Genomic DNA, 21,326 nt, shown 5'->3' with positions numbered 1-21,326 from the left:
CCGGCGTTTCTTGCTCTCCCGCGGTGGCGTGCGCTAAAAATTCTGAAGCCTGCACTCTCTCTTATCAAGGTCAACATGAGTCTGTTTCCCGTTATCGTGGTGTTCGGTCTGTCGTTCCCACCGATATTTTTCGAGCTTCTTTTATCACTGGCGATCTTCTGGCTGGTGCGCAAGGTGCTGGTTCCTACCGGGATCTACGATTTCGTCTGGCACCCTGCATTGTTCAATACCGCGCTGTATTGCTGCCTGTTCTACCTGATATCGCGCATGTTTGTCTGAGGTTGATGTGAAAACGCTAACAAGAAAAATCTCCCGCACCGCCATCACCATGGCGCTGGTTATCCTCGCGTTCATCGCTATTTTTCGCGCCTGGGTCTATTACACCGAATCACCGTGGACGCGTGACGCGCGTTTTAGCGCCGATGTTGTGGCGATCGCCCCCGACGTGGCCGGTCTTATCACGGCGGTTAACGTCCACGATAACCAGCTGGTGAAGAAAGACCAGGTGCTGTTCACCATTGACCAGCCGCGTTACCAGAAAGCACTGGAAGAAGCGGAAGCGGATGTCGCCTATTACCAGGCGCTGGCTGCGGAGAAACGCCGCGAGGCGGGCCGCCGTAACCAGCTGGGGGTTCAGGCGATGTCCCGGGAAGAGATCGATCAGTCTAACAACGTGCTGCAAACCGTGCTGCATCAGCTGGCAAAGGCGCAGGCGACGCGCGACCTGGCGAAGCTCGATCTGGAGCGTACCGTGATCCGCGCACCTGCCGATGGCTGGGTCACCAACCTGAATGTCTATGCCGGGGAGTTTATCACCCGCGGTTCAACCGCCGTGGCGCTGGTGAAACAAAACTCATTCTATGTGCTTGCCTATATGGAAGAGACCAAACTGGAAGGCGTTCGTACGGGCTACCGCGCAGAGATCACGCCGCTTGGCAGCAACCGCGTCTTTAAAGGTACCGTAGATAGCGTTGCGGCTGGCGTCACCAACTCCAGCAGCTCCAATGATGCGAAAGGGATGGCGACGGTTGATTCCAACCTGGAATGGGTGCGCCTGGCCCAGCGTGTGCCGGTACGTATTCATCTGGACGAACAGCAGGGCAACCTGTGGCCTGCGGGCACAACCGCGACGGTGGTGATCACCGGTGAGAAAGACCGGGACGCCAGCCAGGACTCTATTTTCCGTAAAATCGCCCATCGTCTGCGCGAGTTTGGTTAATCGCTATGGGGATCTTTACTATCGCCAGCCAGCACATTCGCTTCGCCGTGAAGCTGGCGAGTGCCATTGTGCTGGCGCTGTTTGTCGGCTTTCACTTCCAGCTGGAAACCCCCCGCTGGGCGGTGTTAACGGCGGCGATTGTCGCGGCTGGCCCGGCATTCGCGGCAGGTGGGGAGCCTTATTCCGGGGCGATCCGCTATCGCGGGATGCTGCGTATCATCGGGACGTTTATCGGCTGTATCGCCGCGCTCACTATTATCATTCTGATGATCCGCACGCCACTGTTGATGGTATTGGTGTGCTGTATCTGGGCGGGCTTCTGCACCTGGCTCTCCTCTCTGGTGAAGGTCGAAAACTCTTACGCCTGGGGGCTGGCGGGTTATACCGCACTGATTATTGTCATCACCATTCAAACCGAACCGCTGCTCGCGCCGCAGTTTGCCGTGGAACGCTGCAGTGAGATCGTGATTGGTATCGTCTGCGCAATTGTTGCTGACCTGCTTTTCTCCCCTCGCTCCATCAAACAGGAGGTGGATCGCGAACTGGATGCGCTGATCGTCTCCCAGTATCAGCTGATGCAGCTCTGCATCAAGCACGGTGACAGCGAAGAGGTGGACAAAGCCTGGAGTGGACTGGTTCGCCGCACGCAGGCGCTGGAAGGGATGCGCAGTAACCTTAATATGGAGTCCTCGCGCTGGGCGCGCGCCAACCGTCGTCTTAAAGCGATCAATACCGTCTCCTTAACGCTGATTACCCAGGCGTGCGAAACCTATCTTATTCAGAACACCCGCCCGGAATCGGTTACCGATACCTTCCGCGAACTGTTTGCCGAGCCGGTGGAAACGGTGCAGGACGTACATAAGCAGCTCAAACGCATGCGGCGGGTCATTGCCTGGACCGGAGAGCGCGACACACCGGTGACCATTTATACGTGGGTTGGCGCCGCGACGCGCTACCTGCTGCTGAAACGGGGCGTGATCGGCAATACGAAAATCAGCGCGGCGGAAGAGGAAGTCCTGCAGGGCGAAGTGGTGATCAAGGCGGAGTCGGCCGAGCGCCACCACGCGATGGTCAACTTCTGGCGTACCACGCTTGCCTGTATGCTCGGCACGCTGTTCTGGCTGTGGACTGGCTGGACCTCCGGCAGCGGCGCGATGGTCATGATTGCCGTCGTCACGGCGCTGGCAATGCGTCTGCCCAACCCGCGTATGGTCGCTATCGATTTCCTGTACGGCACGATTGCCGCGTTACCGCTTGGCGCGCTCTATTTCCTGGTGATCCTCCCGTCCACGCAGCAGAGCATGTTGCTGCTCTGTATCAGTCTTGCGGTGATGGCATTCTTTATCGGGATAGAAGTGCAGAAGCGCCGTCTGGGATCGCTCGGTGCCCTCGCCAGTACTATTAACATTCTGGTGCTGGATAACCCCATGACGTTCCATTTCAGCCAGTTCCTCGACAGCGCCCTGGGTCAGCTGGTGGGCTGTTTCCTGGCGATGATGGTGATTTTGCTGGTGCGCGACAATTCCCAGGCGCGAACAGGTCGCGTGCTGTTGAACCAGTTCGTTTCGGCGGCGGTCTCCTCCATGACCACCAACACTGCGCGCCGTAAAGAGAACCATCTGCCTGCGCTCTATCAGCAGCTGTTTTTACTGTTGAATAAGTTCCCTGGCGACATTGCCCGCTTTCGTCTGGCGTTAACCATGATCATTGCGCATCAGCGTCTGCGTAACGCACCGGTGCCCATCAACGACGATCTGTCGGCATTCCACCGCCAGTTGCGCCGTACCGCGGACCATGTGCTTTCCGCCTCCAGTGATGACAAACGACGCCGTTACTTTAAGCAGTTGCTGGAAGAGCTGGATGTCTACCAGGAGAAGCTCAGGGTCTGGGAAGCGCCTCCTCAGGTGACCGAGCCGGTAGCGCGGCTGGTGTTTATGCTGCACCGCTACCAGAATGTCCTGACGGATAACTGACTGAAGTAAAAAACCGACGCTAAAAGCGTCGGTTTTTTTGTGGCTATACTTATTTCTGCAGGCTCTTACATTCAGAAAGGGAGGACACATGACTACCCAGGCGCTTCAGGACCACATTCTTTTTCAGACCGGTTATCTGGTTAACGGCATATGGAAAACGCTGGACACGACGTTTGATGTGTTGAACCCGGCCACCGGTGATGTTATCGCCAAAGTGGCGAAAGCCGGTAAAGCAGAAACCGAAGAGGCGATTGCCGCCGCCGCGAAAGCCTTCCCGGCCTGGCGGGCCAAAACCGCGAAAGAGCGCTCGACCATTCTCTATCGCTGGTATGAACTGATTATCGAGAATAAAAGCTGGCTTGGTCGGTTAATGACCACCGAACAGGGCAAACCCCTGAAAGAAGCTGAAGGCGAGGTGGAGTACGCCGCCAGTTTTATTCAGTGGTTTGCCGAAGAGGCCAAGCGCGCTAACGGTGAAATTATTCCACCGATCAAACCGGGCTCCCGCATTCTGGCTACCCGTGAGCCTGTGGGGGTGGTGGCGGCAATTACGCCGTGGAACTTCCCGATGGCGATGCTCACCCGTAAGCTTGGTCCGGCGCTGGCCGCGGGGTGTACCGGGGTCATCAAACCGGCAAACAACACCCCGCTCAGCGCGTTTGCGCTGCTCACGCTGGCGAAACAGGCCGGTGTGCCGGATGGCGTCCTCAACGCCGTGGCCGGTAATACGCATGAGATCAGCGACGCGATTATGGCGAGTCACGAGGTGCGGAAAATCTCGTTTACTGGCTCCACTTCCGTCGGCAAAACGCTGGTGCGTAACGCCGCGGACACCATGAAAAAAGTTTCGATGGAGCGGGGGGGGAATGCCCCGTATATCGTGTTTGAAGATGCGGACATCGATGCTGCCGTCAAAGGGGCGATCGCCAACAAATTCCGTAATGCCGGACAGGTCTGCGTCAGCGTTAACCGCTTCTATATTCAGGAAACCGTCTACGACAAGTTTGTGAACAAACTGGCCGATGCGGTGAACGCGCTGAAGGTGGGAAATGGTCTGGAAGACGGTGTGGTCGTAGGCCCGCTGATTGAACCCTCCGCGGTGAACAAAGTGCGCGAGCATGTGGAAGACGCTGTTGCCCGGGGGGCGACTGTCCTGGCGGGCGGTAAACCACATCCGCTTGGGGGCAATTTCTGGATGCCCACCGTGCTTGGCGACTGTCATGAAGGCATGAAACTGGCGGAAGAAGAGACGTTTGGTCCCGTTGCCGCCTGCTTCCGTTTCACTTCTGAAGATGAAGTCATCCAGCGCGCCAACAACACGCCTTATGGTCTGGCGGCTTACTTTTATACTCAGAATCTGTCGCGCGTTTTCCGCGTCTCGCAGGCAATCGAAAGCGGGATGATTGGGATTAATGAGTGCGCCGTTTCCACGGAGCTTGGACCTTTTGGTGGGGTAAAAGAGTCTGGCCTGGGTCGAGAAGGGTCCGTGCTGGGGCTGGAAGAGTATCTGGAAGTCAAAACCCTGCATATCGGGGGATTATAATAGACAGGGCGGCATCTGCCGCTCGCCTGGACTGGGTGGCTGGCAATGAAAACCTATACCTTTGATTTTGACGAGATCGACAGTCAGGAAGACTTCTATCGTGAATTTATCCGGGCGTTTGATCTGGAACGGGAAAGCGTCACGAATCTGGATATGCTGTGGGATGTGGTGACCGGCAGTCAGCTGCCGTTACCGCTGGAGATAGAGTTTATTCATCTGCCCGATAAGCTGCGCAGACGATTTGGGGCGCTGATTTTATTGTTTGATGAAGCAGAAGAAGAGCTGGAAGGGCAGTTGCGTTTCAACGCGCGCCATTGATTACGCGAAAAAAAGCCCCTGACCAGCGAGGCCTGGGGCAAGTCGTATGATGAGATACGACGAGGGTTTATTTATACAGTTCTGCCGTAGCGTGCCAGTGGTCACCCTGATTCAGTTCGGTGACGCGGTAGCTGCTGGCGCCTGCTTTTTCAGCTTTTGCGGCCAGCTCCTGACGGATATCCATCGGAGAGCCGGTGACGGACGTTACGGAAACACTACCCATAGACTGCAGATTTTGCGCCTGCTCGGTATTCACCTGCTGGACGGCTGCGCTTGCGCCGAAAGAGAGAACCGATGCCAGACCGAGGGTTGCGATGATTAATTTGGTTTTCATAGTCTTTGCTCCTGAAGAGGTTTTTGCTCAACGGCGAGAAGGGTTGAACTGCTATTTTTATGCCTGGTGCCGTTGAGTGGAGATAGTCGTCTTCTGTTATTACTAAAACTTATTTATACAGCTCAGCGGTAGCGTGCCAGTGGTCACCGGAACGCGCTTCAATGATGCGATAGGATGATGCACCTTGTTCTTCCGCTTTTTTGTTCAGCATCTCATGCATGTCCATTGGAGACGTGCCGATTGCGCCGACAGAAACCGTACCGATAGCCTCACGGGATTGCGCCTGATCGGCATTAATGGAGTCTGCTGCGAAAGCACCGAATGACAGGACAGACAGGACGCTCAGCGCCGCTACAGTTGTTTTGATTTTCATGATTTTTACCTAGTCGAATTTTTTAGTGGGGTCTTTGTTTCGTGACCCTCATCACAAAATCAAGTATACGCTAATAACGGTAAAAATTAATACCAGACTAATTGTTTCATGGGTAATTACGTGTTAAACAGCGCAATTTTTATAACCTAATGGCATAATGTTGGTTGTTTTCTGTTCACCCTGGCGTGTTATATCTAAGTAAATCATATGGATAAATGATTTTGATATTTTGTGCGATTCTTTGATTTATCATTCACTGGCTGAATGTTAATGAGTGGTAAAAAGCACTATTTGTTAAATTGAGGACAGGAGAAAACAGGGGAAAACGCAGCGGGGGCAGAATGAACCCCGTAGCGACGCTACGGGGAGAGAGGATTACAGCTCCTGTTCGAACAGAACCAGGATCGCCTCGTGGAGATCTTTCACCGAGAAGCCGTTGGCTGGCGTGGTAAAGATGGTGTCATCACCGGCGATGGTACCGAGAATCCCTTCCGTTTTACCCAGAGAGTCCAGCATGCGGGCAATCAGCTGTGCGGCACCGGGGCTTGTGTGGATCACCACAACGGCATCGTTGTGGTCGATATCCAGAACCAGATTCTTCAGCGGGCTGGAGGTTGTCGGCACGCCAAGTTCAGCTGGCAGGCAATAGACCATCTCCATTTTGGCGTTACGGGTACGCACCGCGCCAAATTTGGTCAACATACGGGAGACTTTCGACTGGTTGATATTGTCGAAGCCTTGTTCCTGCAGCGCCTGAACAATTTCTCCCTGAGAACTGAATTTCTCTTCTTTGAGTAGCGCTTTAAACGCCTTTACTAATTCTTCTTGCTTAGACGAGCTTCGCATAAGTCACCCGGAATATGACGATAGAAACAACATTATTATGCATGTGGATGAATTTTTATGCAAATTATCTACCAGGCAGTAGCCTGAAATAATGTTATGAAAGGGAGTGATATTATCAGATTTCGTTATCGGAAAACATGCCTGGGTCACGCCACGCAAATAAGCTTAAAAGTAAATTAAATGTTATCAAAATGATGTTGTTTTGGTGGCGTGGCAGGGTGTATTGTAACCACCTCTTAATTCGTTGCCGTCTGTTGTCAGAGAGTCTTCTGGGAAGAGAGAAAGTCGCGTGACCTCAAATTCTTTAGCTACGAAAATTGTAATTAATTACCTGCTGAATTAAGGTCGCCGCAACGGATTTACAGATACTTAAGTTAACCATAATAAGGAGTTTAGGATGAAAGTCGCAGTCCTCGGCGCTGCTGGTGGTATCGGCCAGGCGCTTGCCCTACTACTGAAAACCCAACTGCCTTCAGGCTCAGAACTCTCCCTGTACGACATTGCTCCGGTAACCCCAGGTGTGGCGGTTGACCTGAGCCACATCCCGACCGCTGTTAACATCAAAGGCTTCTCCGGCGAAGACGCGCGTCCTGCGCTGCAGGGTGCTGACGTTGTGCTGATCTCCGCCGGCGTGGCGCGTAAGCCTGGTATGGATCGTTCCGACCTGTTCAACGTCAACGCAGGCATCGTGAAAAACCTGGTGCAGCAGATCGCTGAAGTGTGTCCGAAAGCGTGCATCGGTATCATCACTAACCCGGTGAACACCACGGTCGCTATTGCGGCAGAAGTGCTGAAGAAAGCAGGCGTTTACGACAAGAACAAACTGTTCGGCGTGACCACGCTGGATATCATCCGTTCTAACACCTTCGTGGCTGAGCTGAAAGGCAAGCAGCCTACGGAAGTTGAAGTGCCGGTCATCGGTGGTCACTCTGGTGTGACAATTCTGCCTCTGCTCTCGCAGATCCCTGGCGTGAGCTTCACCGAGCAGGAAGTGGCTGACCTGACCAAACGTATCCAGAACGCAGGCACCGAAGTGGTGGAAGCGAAGGCGGGTGGCGGTTCTGCAACGCTGTCTATGGGCCAGGCGGCTGCACGTTTCGGTCTGTCACTGGTTCGCGCGCTGCAGGGCGAGAAGGGCGTGGTTGAATGCGCTTATGTTGAAGGCGATGGCGAACACGCGCGCTTCTTCTCCCAGCCGCTGCTGCTCGGTAAAAATGGTATCGAAGAGCGTAAGCCAATTGGCACGCTGAGCGCGTTTGAACAAAACGCGATGGAAGGCATGCTGGACACGTTGAAGAAAGATATCACGCTGGGCGAAGAGTTCGTTAACAAGTGATCTTGTCCCGGTAAAAAAAAACGGAGCGCTACGCTCCGTTTTTTTATGCCCGTCAGTTTGTGGCCGGGTATTCCTGAATGGTCACATGCAGCGTCAGTTTCTTATCGTTGCGCATGACTTCAACCGGGATGATGGAACCCGGGCGAATTTCTGCCACCTGGTCCATCGTCTCAAGCGCAGAGACCGCCGGTGTGCCGTTGACCGACAGAATGACATCATTAACCTGAATGCCCGCATTGGCAGCCGGTCCGCCAGGCGCCACTTCGTTAACCACAATCCCCTGAATCTGATCGATCCCGCCACCCTGCGTATGCATAGGGGCAATTTCGCGACCACCAATCCCGATGTAACCGCGGATCACGCGACCGTCCCGGATCAGCTTGTCCATAATTTTGGTTGCCAGCTGGAACGGAATGGCAAAGCCGATCCCTTCCGGCGTCTCGCCATCGTTGCTTTTATCGAAGGAGAGGGTGTTGATACCCATAAGCTCGCCCAGCGAGTTGACCAGCGCGCCGCCGGAGTTCCCGTGGTTGATGGAGGCATCGGTTTGCAGGAAGTTCTGCCGTCCCGATGGGTTCAGACCGATGCGACCTGTGGCGCTGATGATCCCCTGGGTGATGGTCTGCCCCAGGTTGTATGGGTTACCGATAGCCAGAACCACATCGCCAATGTGCGGAGTGCGTTTTCGGTTGATCGGAATCACGGGCAGCCCGCCGGTGGCGTTGATTTTCAGCACGGCCAGATCGGTCAGGCTGTCAGAGCCGACAAGTAAGGCCTCAAACACGCGGCCATCCTGAAGTGCGACGATGATCTGGTCAGCATCGTTGATCACGTGCTTGTTGGTAATGATGTATCCGCGATCGTCCATAATCACGCCGGAGCCGAGGGTACGGATCTCCAGCTGGTTATGGGCTGAACTGTTAAGACCACGGTTGTAGACGTTCACCACTGCGGGTGCGGCACGGCGAACGGCCTGATTATAGGTGGCAGGCGTTTCATCCGCGCTGTCAAACTGGGGAGCCGACAGCTTGTTGAACTGGCGTAAAGACGGCATGGCCGCTAACAGCAGGCCCGCAACAATCAAACCGATGGCAATGGAACGAAAGAGCTTTAAAAGCATGATGCGCGTGTCGTTAAAAAAGGAACGGTTTGCAGCATAACATGAGTTATCCCGGACATCACACGCGGCGGTGATACCCGGGATAGCAAATGCTTAGCGCAACAGAATATAGATAGATTCGTTGCCGCGCATAATTTGCAGGGCAATGACCGTTGGTTTACTTTCCAGCACCTTGCGCAGCTCAGCGATGGACTGCACGCGGGTGCGATTCACGCCGATGATCACATCATCCTGATGCAATCCCGCCTGCGCGGCAGGGCTGCTCTTCTCTACGGTATCGATGCTGATGCCTTTGGTGCCGTCTTTCAGTTGCCCGTCGCTGAGGGTCGCTCCCTGCAGTGCGGGGGCGATAAGCTCCGCACTGGCGGAGGAAGAGGTACTCTTGTCCAGCGTCACTTCCACATTCAGCGGTTTGCCGTCACGAATCAGGCCCAGCTTCACTTTGGCGCCCGGTTCGGTGGTGGCGATACGTGAGCGCAGTTCTGCAAAGCTGCTCAGCGGCTTATCATTCAGGCTGACGATCACATCACCTGATTTAATGCCCGCTTTTGCCGAGCCGGAATTGGGCAGCACTTCACTGACGAACGCACCGCGCTGCACGTTGATGTTGAACGCTTTTGCGATATCGGCGCTCATCTCCATCCCTTTGATGCCCAGCAGGCCGCGTTTGACTTCACCAAACTGGATAAGCTGCTGTGCCAGCGTTTTGGCCATATTGCTGGGAATGGCAAACCCGATCCCGATACTGCCGCCACCTGGCGCGAGGATTGCTGTGTTAATACCAATCAGCTCGCCGTTAAGGTTCAGCAGCGCCCCGCCGGAGTTCCCGCGGTTAATGGAGGCATCGGTCTGGATAAAGTTTTCCAGGCCTTCAAGATTCAGGCCGCTGCGCCCCAGCGCGGAAATGATCCCGGAGGTCGCCGTTTGTCCTAAACCAAAGGGGTTGCCCACGGCAACAGCAAAGTCGCCGACGCGCAGTTTGTCGGAGTCCGCGATGGCAATCTGGGTCAGATTACTTGGGTTTTGCACCTGCAACAGCGCGATGTCGCTCTGGTCATCGCCGCCGATCAGTTTGGCATCAAATTCCCGACCATCATTCAACTGCACGCTGATTTTATCGGCCTGGCTGATAACGTGGTTGTTGGTCAGAATATAGCCTTTGGCCGCATCAATGATGACGCCTGAGCCCAGCCCTTCAAAAGGCTGAGCCTGCTGGTCGGGCGACTCATCGCCAAAATATTTTTTCAGTTCTTCAGGTACGCGCTGGCTTTGCACGGCAGTGCCTTCAACCTGCACGCTGACTACCGCAGGCAACACTTTTTCCAGCATGGGTGCGAGGCTCGGAATCGCCGTCTGGCCCGGCACCTGCGAGGGAAGGGCGGCAAAGGCAGGGAAGGACGCCGAGAGAGATAACCCGACACTTAACGCTAACGCGCTCAACAGCTGGTTCTTTTTCTTCATCGATGCTGACTCTCGTAACCTGGAGTAAAGGAAAAAACGGGCCCAAAAACACGTTGATGTTATTGAATTTTAAACCGCTGAACAATGAGGTGTTTAACTAAATAATAGCTGGGGTCAGGAAGAAAGGACGGGCGCAATCGCTGCGCCCGTAAAATAATTTCAGGTTGTGTGATTAATCGCGCTTAACACCGCCGCGCAGCAGGCCGGACGCGCCATCAGAATAGTCGCGAGGCATCTGAACAGGGGCCTGATCGTTACCGGCTTCAGAGTCTGCCAGACGGTTGCGGAACGGGTTGGTTTCCGCGGTCATTTCCGGCAGCAGGCTGCTGGAGCTTTTTGCCATGTGCTGATACAGCTGGCGGTAGTCGGTCGCCATGTTGTCCAGCAGCTCAGCGCTACGGGCAAAGTGGCTGACCAGCTCTTCGCGGTACTCTTCCAGCTCGGCTTTGTTCTTTTCCAGTTCGTATTGCAGTGACTGCTGCTGACGCAATTTGCGATTACCGAAACGCATGGCCACAGCACCGATCACGATGCCGACGACTAAACCGATTAGCGCATATTCCCAGGTCATGAACTTCTCCCGTTGTCTTGTTGTTCCGTAGGGTGTTGGCTCGGCTCCTGCCTGTGCCTGATATTGCCACTATAACCGCTATTTCTGCAGAAGTGGAATCCTGACGTATCATCGCGTAGTGTAGAACGGCCTTTTTTTCATCAGTCACGCCTGCTGATGAGGTTTAATTGAAGGAATAACAACAAGATTATGCAAAACCTGTCCCCCGCATCGCGATATCAACTGGCCCTGGACGAGGGCTCACATCAGCCGGATGACGTTCAACGTGAAGCGGTTAACCGTCTGGATACCCTTTTCCATGAGCTTACGGCAAAACCTGCGGAAGCAGGGCAGAGCGGTGGACTGAAGGCGGCATTGAGCCGACTGCTCGGAAAAAAAGAGCCACAGGCTAACGCTCCGGCACGCGGTTTATATATGTGGGGCGGTGTCGGTCGCGGGAAAACCTGGTTGATGGATCTGTTTTATCAGAGCCTGCCGGGTGAGCGTAAACAACGCCTGCACTTCCACCGCTTTATGCTGCGGGTGCATGAAGAGTTAACGGCGCTGCAGGGCAAAAGCGATCCGCTGGAGATTGTGGCTGACAGGTTTAAAGCTGAAACGGACGTCCTCTGTTTCGATGAGTTTTTTGTTTCGGATATCACCGATGCCATGCTGTTGGGCGGCCTGATGAAAGCGCTGTTTGCCCGCGGCATCACGCTGGTCGCCACCTCGAATATTCCGCCGGATGAGCTGTATCGTAACGGCCTCCAGCGGGCGCGTTTCCTGCCTGCCATTGATGCCATCAAACAGCATTGTGACATTATGAATGTTGATGCGGGCGTGGATTACCGTTTGCGCACGCTGACTCAGGCGCACCTGTGGCTCTCACCGCTGAATGCCGAGACCACCCGCCAGATGGATAAACTGTGGCTGGCGCTGGCGGGGGCAAAGCGCGAAAACGCCCCGACGCTGGAGATTAACCATCGTCCGTTGCCTACGCTCGGTGTTGAAAACCAAACGCTGGCGGTCTCTTTTGCGACGCTGTGCGTGGATGCCCGCAGTCAGCACGACTACATCGCTCTTTCGCGCCTGTTCCACACGGTGATGCTGCTGGATGTACCCGTCATGACACGGCTGATGGAAAGCGAGGCGCGACGCTTCATTGCGCTGGTGGACGAGTTTTACGAACGCCACGTCAAGCTGGTGGTGAGCGCCGAGGTGCCTTTATATGAGGTGTATCAGGGGGAACGTTTGAAGTTTGAGTTCCAGCGCTGCCTGTCGCGCCTGCAGGAGATGCAGAGCGAGGAGTATCTGAAGCTGGAGCATATGCCTTAAATGCTACCCTCTCCCTGTGGGAGAGGGGCTGGGGGTGAGGGCACCGGACCGCAAAAACTCGCCCCCCGAAAAACCCATTCCAAATCACATTTAAGGGTCGATCTTTGACCTCAACTTCTCTATAATCTTGCGACCCCACGTTACGAGAAGGTTTTTTTCCCGAAACTTTCTATGTGTCGGCATGAGCTATTCGAAGGGGTAGGTTTGCCGGACTTTGTCGTGTGAACCTCAACTGACTAAACGTTTGGGTGTTCACCAACGTGTAACTTATTATTTGGGTAAGCTTTTAATGAAAACTTTTACAGCTAAACCAGAAACCGTACAACGCGACTGGTATGTTGTTGACGCGACCGGTAAAACTCTGGGCCGTCTGGCTACTGAACTGGCTCGTCGCCTGCGCGGTAAGCACAAAGCGGAATACACTCCGCACGTTGATACTGGTGACTACATCATCGTTCTGAACGCAGAAAAAGTTGCTGTAACCGGCAACAAGCGTGAAGACAAAATGTACTACCACCACACTGGCCACATCGGTGGTATCAAAGAAGCGACCTTTGAAGAGATGATTGCTCGCCGTCCTGAGCGTGTGATTGAAATCGCGGTTAAAGGCATGCTGCCAAAAGGCCCGCTGGGTCGTGCTATGTTCCGTAAACTGAAAGTTTACGCAGGTAACGAGCACAACCACGCGGCACAGCAACCGCAAGTTCTTGACATCTAATCGGGATTATAGGCAATGGCTGAAAATCAATACTACGGCACTGGTCGCCGCAAAAGTTCCGCAGCTCGCGTGTTCATCAAACCGGGCAACGGTAAAATCGTAATCAACCAGCGTTCTCTGGAACAGTACTTCGGTCGCGAAACTGCCCGCATGGTAGTTCGCCAGCCGCTGGAACTGGTTGATATGGTAGAAAAACTGGATCTGTACATCACCGTTAAAGGTGGTGGTATCTCCGGTCAGGCAGGTGCGATCCGTCACGGTATCACCCGCGCTCTGATGGAGTACGACGAATCCCTGCGTTCTGAACTGCGTAAAGCTGGCTTCGTTACTCGTGACGCTCGTCAGGTTGAACGTAAGAAAGTGGGTCTGCGTAAAGCACGTCGTCGTCCACAGTTCTCCAAACGTTAATCATTTTCTGCTCACGCAGAACGATTGGCGAAAAACCCGCTTCGGCGGGTTTTTTTATGGGTAATGCTCAGGTTATCCACATTATCAATGCATATATCTCCTCTTTTTCCGCATTTCCAGAATCCCCTCACCACAAAGCCATCAAAATCTGGTAAACTATCATCCAATTTTCTGCCCAAATATCGGTGAATACTCGATTTTTGTTCGATTCTTGAACAATGTGTCTTCTCTGGGATGGGCGCTACATCATCTGGCTGGCCCCACCGGGTCGGTAGCAGTAAAAATTCTGAATATACCTGGAGGTTTTCATGGCTGTCGCTGCCAACAAACGTTCGGTAATGACGCTGTTTTCTGGTCCTACTGACATTTATAGCCATCAGGTTCGTATCGTGCTGGCCGAGAAGGGTGTCAGTTTTGAGATCGAGCATGTGGAAAAGGATAACCCACCTCAGGATCTGATCGATCTCAACCCGAGCCAAAGTGTACCAACGCTGGTGGATCGCGAGCTGACCCTGTGGGAATCCCGTATCATTATGGAATACCTGGATGAGCGTTTCCCGCATCCACCGCTGATGCCTGTTTACCCTGTTGCGCGTGGCGAAAGCCGCCTGTACATGCAGCGTATCGAGAAAGACTGGTACACGCTGATGAACGTGATCGAAAACGGCTCTGCTTCAGAAGCAGACGCTGCACGTAAACAACTGCGTGAAGAGCTGCTGGCGATTGCCCCTGTGTTCGGCCAGAAACCGTTTTTCCTGAGCGATGAGTTCAGCCTGGTGGACTGCTACCTGGCACCGCTGCTGTGGCGCCTGCCGACACTTGGCGTTGAATTCAGCGGCCCGGGCGCAAAAGAGCTGAAAGGCTATATGACCCGCGTCTTTGAACGCGACTCCTTCCTGGCATCCTTAACTGAACCGGAACGTGAAATGCGTCTCGGCCGAGGCTAATGACTGTGGAAATGTCACAACTTTCACCACGCCGTCCGTATCTGCTGCGCGCCTTCTATGAATGGCTGCTGGATAACCAGCTCACGCCGCACCTGGTTGTGGATGTGACGTTGCCGGGCGTGCTGGTTCCGATGGAATACGCGCGTGACGGACAGATCGTTTTGAACATTGCCCCCCGTGCGGTGGGTAATCTTGAACTGGCGAACGACGAAGTGCGTTTTAACGCGCGTTTCGGCGGCGTACCGCGTCAGGTTTCCGTGCCGCTGGCCGCGGTGCTGGCTATCTACGCGCGGGAAAACGGCGCGGGTACGATGTTCGAGCCGGAAGCGGCTTACGATGAAGACGTTGCCAGCCTGAATGAAGACGATGCAACCGGGGAGCGAGACAGCGACACGGTGATGTCGGTTATTGACGGCGACAAACCTGACCGCCAGGATGAAAACGATCCTGATGACGATCCGCCACCACGCGGCGGGCGTCCGGCTCTCAGAGTGGTAAAATAAACGTCATCCATTATAAAATCCAGCCCTCCTCAGTCGGCTGGATTTTTTTTGTCGATGTAAAGATTAAGCGCCTGTTGAACGAATATTTTTTCTATGTATAGATTTGTACAAAATTAAGACAGTGCAATGCTTTATTCTATATGACAGAAATTTTGGAATACAAAGCCAGCGAAAATAAATCATCGCAAGCAATAATTATTCTGAATATAAATGGTCAAAAAAGAACTGGAAACCTCTGTTTTATAAATCCTGCCTATTGTTTGAGTAAATCTAAAAAGAAAAGTTAATAAACCTAAGTTGCATGTATTTATGATTTCTATATTATCGCACCATGCATTTTGCAAACGGAGGTAATAGCGACTATCAAGGATGAACTCAGTCGAATTTTATTTTCTTTAAATCATAAGTTATGGATTAACTCGTGAAAAAAATTCTATTGGCTACAGCATTATTCCTTTGCGTAAACTCTACGTTTGCCGCTGAAACCGCGATATTGAAAATTAAAGGGACGCTGACAGCCTCGGCCTGTACTCCTGAATTTAGCAATGGCGGCGTGGTGGACTATGGAAATATCCGCTTAGGTGAATTGTCCTCTACGGCGGTGAACCAGTTAGGGCAACGGAATATCGATCTCACCATTACCTGCACGGCAGCAACAAAAGTGGCCTGGAATATGATAGACGATCGCGCCGACTCTAACGCAGGATTAACCGTTTCTGCCGGTACATTTACGGGTGGGGCACAGAGTGCGACTAACCAGACCTATGGCGTTGGCAAAGCAGGCACGGTAAATATTGGCTCTTATGCCATGTTTATGAAGGTGAATAGCGTTACTGCAGACGGAAAATCTGTCGATCCAATATATCAGCAGAATGGCTCAATGACCTGGGCTAAGAGTACTGATGGTTCAAGTCAGGGTGAAAATAATCGTAATATTACCGTCGCATTAGCGGGAAGTATTGACCCGCTTGCTTTCCAGACAGCAACATTTCCGCTGGTAACGTCTCTGGCTATTCAGAATACCACAACGCTTTCCATTACCGATGATACCCGGCTGGATGGTCAGTTGACGATCAGCCTAAAGTATCTGTAATTCTTTCAAATTTAAAGTGAGTTAAATTTAATGCAGAGGGAACACCCTTTCTCTCAAAAATAAGCGCCATCAACACGGAATGTTAAGTAGTGCTTTCAAGGAATATACATATGACATGCTCTAAAAAGGTTTTATTTAAAACACTCGCTGCCGCAGCTTTATTCTCTGTGCAGTTTGGCGTACATGCAGCCGGTATGGTGCCAGAAACCAGTCTGCTGGTGATTGATGAAGCGACCCACAGTGGCACCATTAACGTCAAAAATACCGATAGCCATCCGTCGCTGCTGTACACCGACGTGGTGGATCTGCCAGATGATAAAGGCCTGAAACTTGTCACCACTCAGCCCGTGGTACGTCTCGAGCCCGGTCAGACTCAGCAATTGCGCTTCATCCTGCAAACCAGCAAACCGCTGGACGTTGAGCACTACAAGCGTGTGACCTTCGAAGGGATCCCGCCGAAGAGCGATGACAATAAAGTGAAAATTGGCATCAATATTCGTCAGGACCTGCCCGTACTGATTCGCCCTGCGAAGCTGGCCGTGGTAACCGATGCGTGGAAATTCCTCGAATGGACCGCGTCAGGCACGTCCGTCACGGTAAAAAACCCAAGCAAATATGTTGTGCGTCTGGCACAGAACGTGGTGCTGCAGCCTTCAGGCATCAGCGGATCGCTTGCCAAAACCTACATTTTACCCGGTGAAACCATGACGGTTTCTATGGGCAAATCCGTCAGTGGAAACACGAAAGTGAAGTTTTTCCCGGCCAGCCGCTATGGGGTCGAAGTGCCCAGCTTTATCTCGGATCTCAATAAAAAATAAAGGATTATGGCGGTGCGTAAAAAAAGCCAACTTGCACTTTTTGTGCGCGCTGTGATTTATAGCGCAATACCTCTGATGTTGCTTGATGCTCCCTCCCTCCACGCGAGGGAGGTGACGTTTGATACTGATATCCTGAAATCACGTGGTCTTGGGGCCGATCTAAACCGCTATTTTGCACAAGCGCCGCGCTTTTTACCGGGGACGCATTCCGTTTCTGTCAAAGTGAACGGTAACGATCGCGGAACAGCGGCCGTACGCTTCAGTGAAGACGGAACGATGTGCGTTGATAACGACTTCCTGGAATTTGCAGGTCTCATGCCGGTGCCCATAAAGGCGAATGAGACCTGCCATGATCTGCGTAGCGATTACGCTCAGGCGGTGATCAATCCCTTGCCAAACCAGGAAGCGGTCGAGCTTTATCTGCCAGCGGAAGCACTTAACAGCCTGAGCGCTGATGTCAAAAATTTCCAGCATGGCGGCACGGCAGGCATGCTTAACTACTCGCTCTTCAGCACCAAAAACGAATACAGCGGAAGTGACAGCAGCAGTAACCGTTACTCACAGGCAAGCCTGGAGGCGGGCTTCAACGCGATGGACTGGTCGCTACGCAGCCGCTATATCCTGACGGATGACAACGGCAACCGAAACGCAGAGAGTATTTATACCTACGCAGAGCATGTGTTTGTTCCTCAACGCCTGACCATGCAGGTGGGGGAAATTAACGCCATGTCAGATGTGTTAAGCGGCGTCCCGATTACCGGTGTGCAGTTAATGCCGACCAGTGGTCTGCAGAAAGACAGTTCGGGGGTGAGCGTATCCGGTATTGCCCGAACCTCGCAGGCGCGCGTTGAAGTGCGTCAAAACGGAAGACTCATTTTTAACACGTTAGTACCGGCGGGCCCGTTCACGCTGGATGACGTCCCGATGGTCCGTAACAACGTCGATCTTGACGTCACCGTTGTGGAGTCCGACGGTTCGACCAACCACTATATTGTTCCCGCCGCATCTGTAAAAGCCCGAAATCTTTCAAAACCAAACGGCCTGACCGTTTCGGCGGGCCAGGTGCGTGGTATAGACAGTGACTACAGCGATCCGCTGGTGTTCAACGTATCCGATGGCTGGCGAATTTTCCCCTGGATGAACCTGCTTGCCTCCGGCGTGGTAGCCGAAGATTATCAGGCCGCGGGGGCGCGCACAGAATTTATGGTTACCGATGGCTGGAACGTCTCAACCAGTATGGCCGCCAGCAACGCGCAATTTGGCGACAGTGATAACGGTATCAAAAACGAACTCCAGAGCGATTACTCGTTGACTGAGAATGTCGGCCTGTCTGCCAGCGTGGCGCATTACAGCGGTGATTATCGCGAACTCGCAGATGCCATGGATGATGATTATCAGGGCTATGACAACAGTTATTCGGCCAACGTACGTTGGTCCACAGAATTGGCCGGGGCATTTAGTGCGGGCCTGAGCTACAACCAGGCCGCAGGAGACGGCGAAGATTCCCGCTACTTGCTTCTGTCGTGGGGAAAAACCTTCAAATACGCTTCAATCAACGTGAACTGGCAAAGCGCAGTGGGCAGCACGGGGGACGACCAGGACGACGATCTGCTCTATATCAACCTCAGCATTCCGTTAGGCGGCTCGCAGAGCCTGAGTTCGTATATGCGTAAGCAGGGCGACAGCACCAGCTATGGTCTGGCGAACAGTGGCTCGCTGGGGGAGAACACCAACTACTATATTTCTGCCGATCGTGATGACGAATCACAGGAAAACAGCTTCAACGGCAACATCAACACTAATCTTCACTACACCCAGCTTAGCGTCGGGGGCGGTACCAGCGGCGATCATCAGCGTAACTACAATGCGACCCTGTCTGGCGGCATTGCGATGCACAAAGACGGTGTGACCTTCTCACCGTATTCCATCAAGGACACGTTTGCCATCGCCAGACTTAGCGAACCGAAAGCGGGCGTTGAGATCACCACGCCGCAGGGCACCGTCTGGACCGACCGCTGGGGCCAGGCTGTCATTCCCGGCCTGACTGAATGGCGTAACTCACGTATCGAAGTGGATGCGAACAAGCTACCGCAGAGCATGACCCTGGCGAACGGGACCAAATATATTGCTGCTGCACATGGCTCGGTAAGCGAAGTGAGCTTTAAAGTATTGAACAGTCGCCGCGTGATGTTACGTATTAAGCAGGCCGACGGGAAGCCGCTGACGAAAGGTCTTTCGGTGGTGGATGATAAAAATAACTACGTGGTGACGGTGGTTGATGACGGACATGTCTTCCTGAACGATGCCGATCAGATTAGCGCGCTTTATGCCGTTGATGATGACAATAACCGTCTGTGCAAACTTGATTTTACGCTTCCTGAAAAGCACGACGAAGACGCGTTTTACGAAGAAGTTAACGGAGTATGTCGATGAACATTCAACGTCTGGCTGCGCTATTGCTGCTTGCTTTACCGTGCCTTTCTTATGCTGACGATTGTCAGCTAACGCTCTCTCAGCCGGTTGTGGATTATCACCAGATGCGGCGTGACAGCATTGTCACCAGCCAGCAGAGCTGGAACAAAATGCCGGAAAAAGACATAAATGTCAGCGTCTATTGCCCGGAAAAACAACAGATGGCGACGCTGTTACAGGGGGCTTCTGGTCAGAAAGGGCGTTTTCAGTTTGGTCAGAACGGTGGTGTGGCGATAAAGGTCAGCAACCTGACGCTGGATGGTAAAAGCTACAACGTAGGGAAAACAACGGATCAGGTGAATTTTACGCCGGATACTGATAATGGGTCATCGCTCTATATCCGCAATAACGAGGCTGTCGTGGCGGTTGAAAACGGCAGGGTACCCAGCGGCCAGCAGATGAACTTTACCGTCACCATTTTCCCGGTGCTCAATGACAGCGCGTTTAACCATATTTCGGATCAAACCGCGCTGGAGACCGATTTAACCTGGCAACTGCTTAAAAAATAAAAGTTGGCCCGGCAATCGCCGGGCCAATTTTTACACTTCCAGATAATTCAGTATACCGTCTGCCGCCTTACGGCCTTCGGCAATTGCTGTCACCACCAGGTCAGAACCACGAACGATATCACCACCGGCGAAGATTTTCGGGTTGCTGGTCTGGAACGCATTGTCGCTGCCTTCTGGCGCGATAATACGACCCTGCGAATCCAGCTCAACGCTGTGCTTCGCCAGCCACTCCATGCTGTGAGGACGGAAACCGAACGCCATGACGACCGCGTCAGCCGGGATCACGTGCTCAGAACCAGCCACGATCTCCGCGCGACGACGGCCTTTGGCATCCGGGGCACCCATCTCGGTGCGCGCCATCTTCACGCCGCTCACTTTACCGTTGGCATTCACTTCAATACCCAGAGGCTGGATGTTGAACTGGAACTCCACGCCCTCTTCACGCGCGTTTTTCACTTCGCGTTTTGAGCCCGGCATGTTCTCTTCGTCACGACGGTAAGCACAGATTACGTGCGCCGCGTTCTGACGAATGGAGGTACGCACGCAGTCCATCGCGGTGTCACCGCCACCCAGTACCACCACGCGTTTGCCTTCCATGCTGACGTAAGGCTCGTCAGCCGTTTCGCCATATCCCATGATCTGTTTGGTGTTGGCAATCAGGAACGGCAGCGCGTCGTACACGCCTGGCGCGTCTTCGTTCTCGAGTCCGCCACGCATGGACTGATAGGTGCCCACGCCCAGGAACACGGCGTCGTAATCCTTCAGCAGATCGTCGAGCTGCACGTCGCGGCCCACTTCTACATTCAGTTTGAACTCAATGCCCATGCCGGTGAAGATTTCACGGCGACGGGTCATAACCTCTTTCTCCAGCTTGAAGGCCGGGATACCGAAGGTCAGCAGGCCGCCGATCTCCGGATGACGGTCAAAGACCACCGCCTTCACGCCGTTGCGGGTCAGGACATCCGCACAGGCCAGGCCCGCCGGACCCGCGCCGATGATCGCCACGCGCTTGTCGGTTTGCTTCACGCCAGTCATATCCGGACGCCAGCCCATCTCAAACGCTTTATCGTTGATGTAGCGCTCAATGTTACCGATGGTCACCGCGCCAAACTCGTCATTCAGCGTACAGGAGCCTTCACACAGACGGTCCTGCGGACACACGCGGCCGCACACTTCTGGCAGGGTGTTGGTCTGGTGAGAAAGCTCGGCGGCTTCAAAAATACGCCCTTCGTTGGCCAGCTTCAGCCAGTTAGGGATGTAGTTATGGACCGGACATTTCCACTCACAGTAAGGGTTACCGCAGGACAGGCAGCGGTCTGCCTGTGCTTTGGCCTGGCCTTCTGAAAACGGCTCATAGATTTCTACAAATTCAATTTTACGGATCTTCAGCGGTTTCTTTGGCGGATCAACACGCTGCAGGTCGATAAACTGGTATACGTTCTGGCTCATC

General features: G+C 53.5%; 22 protein-coding genes. 15 read left to right on the top strand and 7 right to left on the bottom strand.

Annotation, left to right across the window (positions count from 1 at the left end):
• Positions 1–75: 75 nt before the first annotated feature.
• From aaeX to ACOTX3_RS03405, 5 genes are all read left to right on the top strand, one after another.
• Positions 76–279: a p-hydroxybenzoic acid efflux pump operon protein AaeX gene (gene aaeX, locus ACOTX3_RS03425; RefSeq protein WP_003860416.1), complete on the top strand. Its 204-nt coding sequence runs from the start codon at positions 76–78 to the stop codon at positions 277–279.
• A 7-nt stretch (positions 280–286) separates the two neighbouring features.
• A complete protein-coding gene (gene aaeA, locus ACOTX3_RS03420) occupies positions 287–1,219 on the top strand; it encodes a p-hydroxybenzoic acid efflux pump subunit AaeA (protein WP_058679454.1) in 933 nt (310 codons plus the stop codon).
• A gap of 5 nt (positions 1,220–1,224) precedes the next feature.
• Complete coding sequence (gene aaeB, locus ACOTX3_RS03415) at positions 1,225–3,192, top strand: p-hydroxybenzoic acid efflux pump subunit AaeB (protein WP_013098977.1); 1,968 nt, start codon at positions 1,225–1,227, stop codon at positions 3,190–3,192.
• 88 nt (positions 3,193–3,280) lie between these two features.
• Positions 3,281–4,735 carry an NAD-dependent succinate-semialdehyde dehydrogenase gene (locus tag ACOTX3_RS03410; RefSeq protein WP_421631598.1) on the top strand — a complete coding sequence of 485 codons (1,455 nt, stop codon included), beginning with the start codon at positions 3,281–3,283 and terminating at the stop codon, positions 4,733–4,735.
• 45 nt (positions 4,736–4,780) lie between these two features.
• Complete coding sequence (locus tag ACOTX3_RS03405) at positions 4,781–5,053, top strand: barstar family protein (RefSeq protein WP_013098975.1); 273 nt, start codon at positions 4,781–4,783, stop codon at positions 5,051–5,053.
• Positions 5,054–5,120: 67 nt separating this feature from the next.
• Here ACOTX3_RS03405 and yhcN (ACOTX3_RS03400) read toward each other — a convergent pair whose 3' ends face one another.
• The 3 genes from yhcN (ACOTX3_RS03400) to argR form a co-directional block, all read right to left on the bottom strand.
• Positions 5,121–5,387: a peroxide/acid stress response protein YhcN gene (yhcN, locus tag ACOTX3_RS03400; protein ID WP_013098974.1), complete on the bottom strand. Its 267-nt coding sequence runs from the start codon at positions 5,385–5,387 to the stop codon at positions 5,121–5,123.
• A gap of 109 nt (positions 5,388–5,496) precedes the next feature.
• A complete protein-coding gene (yhcN, locus tag ACOTX3_RS03395; protein ID WP_013098973.1) occupies positions 5,497–5,760 on the bottom strand; it encodes a peroxide/acid stress response protein YhcN in 264 nt (87 codons plus the stop codon).
• A gap of 375 nt (positions 5,761–6,135) precedes the next feature.
• Positions 6,136–6,606, bottom strand: coding sequence for a transcriptional regulator ArgR (argR, locus tag ACOTX3_RS03390; protein WP_013098972.1), 471 nt, complete (start codon positions 6,604–6,606; stop codon positions 6,136–6,138).
• Positions 6,607–7,003: 397 nt separating this feature from the next.
• Between argR and mdh the strand changes: the two genes are divergently transcribed.
• Complete coding sequence (gene mdh, locus ACOTX3_RS03385; protein ID WP_020687375.1) at positions 7,004–7,942, top strand: malate dehydrogenase; 939 nt, start codon at positions 7,004–7,006, stop codon at positions 7,940–7,942.
• A 52-nt stretch (positions 7,943–7,994) separates the two neighbouring features.
• Here mdh and degS read toward each other — a convergent pair whose 3' ends face one another.
• The 3 genes from degS to zapG form a co-directional block, all read right to left on the bottom strand.
• Positions 7,995–9,062 (bottom strand): outer membrane-stress sensor serine endopeptidase DegS, encoded by a 1,068-nt coding sequence (gene degS / locus ACOTX3_RS03380; protein WP_013098970.1) that lies wholly within the window; start codon positions 9,060–9,062, stop codon positions 7,995–7,997.
• Between the two features lie 93 nt (positions 9,063–9,155).
• The gene (gene degQ / locus ACOTX3_RS03375) at positions 9,156–10,523 is read right to left on the bottom strand and encodes a serine endoprotease DegQ (protein WP_013098969.1); all 1,368 of its coding nucleotides are present in this window, start codon (positions 10,521–10,523) and stop codon (positions 9,156–9,158) included.
• A gap of 172 nt (positions 10,524–10,695) precedes the next feature.
• Positions 10,696–11,094: a Z-ring associated protein ZapG gene (zapG, locus tag ACOTX3_RS03370; RefSeq protein WP_008502832.1), complete on the bottom strand. Its 399-nt coding sequence runs from the start codon at positions 11,092–11,094 to the stop codon at positions 10,696–10,698.
• 189 nt (positions 11,095–11,283) lie between these two features.
• Between zapG and zapE the strand changes: the two genes are divergently transcribed.
• From zapE to ACOTX3_RS03325, 9 genes are all read left to right on the top strand, one after another.
• Positions 11,284–12,408 carry a cell division protein ZapE gene (gene zapE, locus ACOTX3_RS03365; RefSeq protein ID WP_020687372.1) on the top strand — a complete coding sequence of 375 codons (1,125 nt, stop codon included), beginning with the start codon at positions 11,284–11,286 and terminating at the stop codon, positions 12,406–12,408.
• A 289-nt stretch (positions 12,409–12,697) separates the two neighbouring features.
• Positions 12,698–13,126, top strand: a complete 429-nt coding sequence (gene rplM / locus ACOTX3_RS03360) for a 50S ribosomal protein L13 (protein WP_013098967.1) — start codon at positions 12,698–12,700, stop codon at positions 13,124–13,126.
• Between the two features lie 15 nt (positions 13,127–13,141).
• Positions 13,142–13,534, top strand: coding sequence for a 30S ribosomal protein S9 (gene rpsI / locus ACOTX3_RS03355; RefSeq protein WP_000829818.1), 393 nt, complete (start codon positions 13,142–13,144; stop codon positions 13,532–13,534).
• Between the two features lie 308 nt (positions 13,535–13,842).
• Complete coding sequence (sspA, locus tag ACOTX3_RS03350; protein ID WP_013098965.1) at positions 13,843–14,481, top strand: stringent starvation protein SspA; 639 nt, start codon at positions 13,843–13,845, stop codon at positions 14,479–14,481.
• A 5-nt stretch (positions 14,482–14,486) separates the two neighbouring features.
• Positions 14,487–14,984, top strand: a complete 498-nt coding sequence (gene sspB, locus ACOTX3_RS03345) for a ClpXP protease specificity-enhancing factor (protein WP_013098964.1) — start codon at positions 14,487–14,489, stop codon at positions 14,982–14,984.
• Positions 14,985–15,405: 421 nt separating this feature from the next.
• Positions 15,406–16,077 (top strand): DUF1120 domain-containing protein, encoded by a 672-nt coding sequence (locus ACOTX3_RS03340; protein WP_013098963.1) that lies wholly within the window; start codon positions 15,406–15,408, stop codon positions 16,075–16,077.
• A 110-nt stretch (positions 16,078–16,187) separates the two neighbouring features.
• On the top strand, positions 16,188–16,895 hold the full coding sequence (locus tag ACOTX3_RS03335; protein WP_058679450.1) for a fimbria/pilus chaperone family protein: 708 nt from the start codon (positions 16,188–16,190) through the stop codon (positions 16,893–16,895).
• A 6-nt stretch (positions 16,896–16,901) separates the two neighbouring features.
• Positions 16,902–19,328, top strand: a complete 2,427-nt coding sequence (locus ACOTX3_RS03330; RefSeq protein WP_058679449.1) for a fimbrial biogenesis outer membrane usher protein — start codon at positions 16,902–16,904, stop codon at positions 19,326–19,328.
• The gene (locus tag ACOTX3_RS03325; RefSeq protein ID WP_013098960.1) at positions 19,325–19,876 is read left to right on the top strand and encodes a membrane protein; all 552 of its coding nucleotides are present in this window, start codon (positions 19,325–19,327) and stop codon (positions 19,874–19,876) included. The genes ACOTX3_RS03330 and ACOTX3_RS03325 overlap by 4 nt, the downstream gene beginning before the upstream one ends.
• Before the next feature lie 30 nt (positions 19,877–19,906).
• Here ACOTX3_RS03325 and gltD read toward each other — a convergent pair whose 3' ends face one another.
• Complete coding sequence (gene gltD / locus ACOTX3_RS03320) at positions 19,907–21,325, bottom strand: glutamate synthase subunit GltD (RefSeq protein WP_013098959.1); 1,419 nt, start codon at positions 21,323–21,325, stop codon at positions 19,907–19,909.
• Position 21,326 lies beyond the last annotated feature (1 nt).

Source organism: Enterobacter cloacae complex sp. IR5384, assembly GCF_049237265.1.
In the GTDB taxonomy this organism is placed as follows: domain Bacteria; phylum Pseudomonadota; class Gammaproteobacteria; order Enterobacterales; family Enterobacteriaceae; genus Enterobacter; species Enterobacter cloacae.
This window is presented reverse-complemented; position numbering and strand designations above follow the sequence as displayed.

Bases quoted from the DNA above. Each gene is read 5' to 3' on its own strand.
- zapE (WP_020687372.1), top strand. From the start codon at position 11,284: ATGCAAAACCTGTCCCCCGCATCGCGATATCAACTGGCCCTGGACGAG.
- gltD (WP_013098959.1), bottom strand. From the start codon at position 21,325: ATGAGCCAGAACGTATACCAGTTTATCGACCTGCAGCGTGTTGATCCG.
- aaeB (WP_013098977.1), top strand. From the start codon at position 1,225: ATGGGGATCTTTACTATCGCCAGCCAGCACATTCGCTTCGCCGTGAAG.
- aaeX (WP_003860416.1), top strand. From the start codon at position 76: ATGAGTCTGTTTCCCGTTATCGTGGTGTTCGGTCTGTCGTTCCCACCG.
- yhcN (WP_013098974.1), bottom strand. From the start codon at position 5,387: ATGAAAACCAAATTAATCATCGCAACCCTCGGTCTGGCATCGGTTCTC.
- zapG (WP_008502832.1), bottom strand. From the start codon at position 11,094: ATGACCTGGGAATATGCGCTAATCGGTTTAGTCGTCGGCATCGTGATC.
- rpsI (WP_000829818.1), top strand. From the start codon at position 13,142: ATGGCTGAAAATCAATACTACGGCACTGGTCGCCGCAAAAGTTCCGCA.
- ACOTX3_RS03330 (WP_058679449.1), top strand. From the start codon at position 16,902: ATGGCGGTGCGTAAAAAAAGCCAACTTGCACTTTTTGTGCGCGCTGTG.
- degQ (WP_013098969.1), bottom strand. From the start codon at position 10,523: ATGAAGAAAAAGAACCAGCTGTTGAGCGCGTTAGCGTTAAGTGTCGGG.
- ACOTX3_RS03325 (WP_013098960.1), top strand. From the start codon at position 19,325: ATGAACATTCAACGTCTGGCTGCGCTATTGCTGCTTGCTTTACCGTGC.
- degS (WP_013098970.1), bottom strand. From the start codon at position 9,062: ATGCTTTTAAAGCTCTTTCGTTCCATTGCCATCGGTTTGATTGTTGCG.
- ACOTX3_RS03335 (WP_058679450.1), top strand. From the start codon at position 16,188: ATGACATGCTCTAAAAAGGTTTTATTTAAAACACTCGCTGCCGCAGCT.
- argR (WP_013098972.1), bottom strand. From the start codon at position 6,606: ATGCGAAGCTCGTCTAAGCAAGAAGAATTAGTAAAGGCGTTTAAAGCG.
- rplM (WP_013098967.1), top strand. From the start codon at position 12,698: ATGAAAACTTTTACAGCTAAACCAGAAACCGTACAACGCGACTGGTAT.
- sspA (WP_013098965.1), top strand. From the start codon at position 13,843: ATGGCTGTCGCTGCCAACAAACGTTCGGTAATGACGCTGTTTTCTGGT.
- ACOTX3_RS03405 (WP_013098975.1), top strand. From the start codon at position 4,781: ATGAAAACCTATACCTTTGATTTTGACGAGATCGACAGTCAGGAAGAC.
- ACOTX3_RS03410 (WP_421631598.1), top strand. From the start codon at position 3,281: ATGACTACCCAGGCGCTTCAGGACCACATTCTTTTTCAGACCGGTTAT.
- yhcN (WP_013098973.1), bottom strand. From the start codon at position 5,760: ATGAAAATCAAAACAACTGTAGCGGCGCTGAGCGTCCTGTCTGTCCTG.
- mdh (WP_020687375.1), top strand. From the start codon at position 7,004: ATGAAAGTCGCAGTCCTCGGCGCTGCTGGTGGTATCGGCCAGGCGCTT.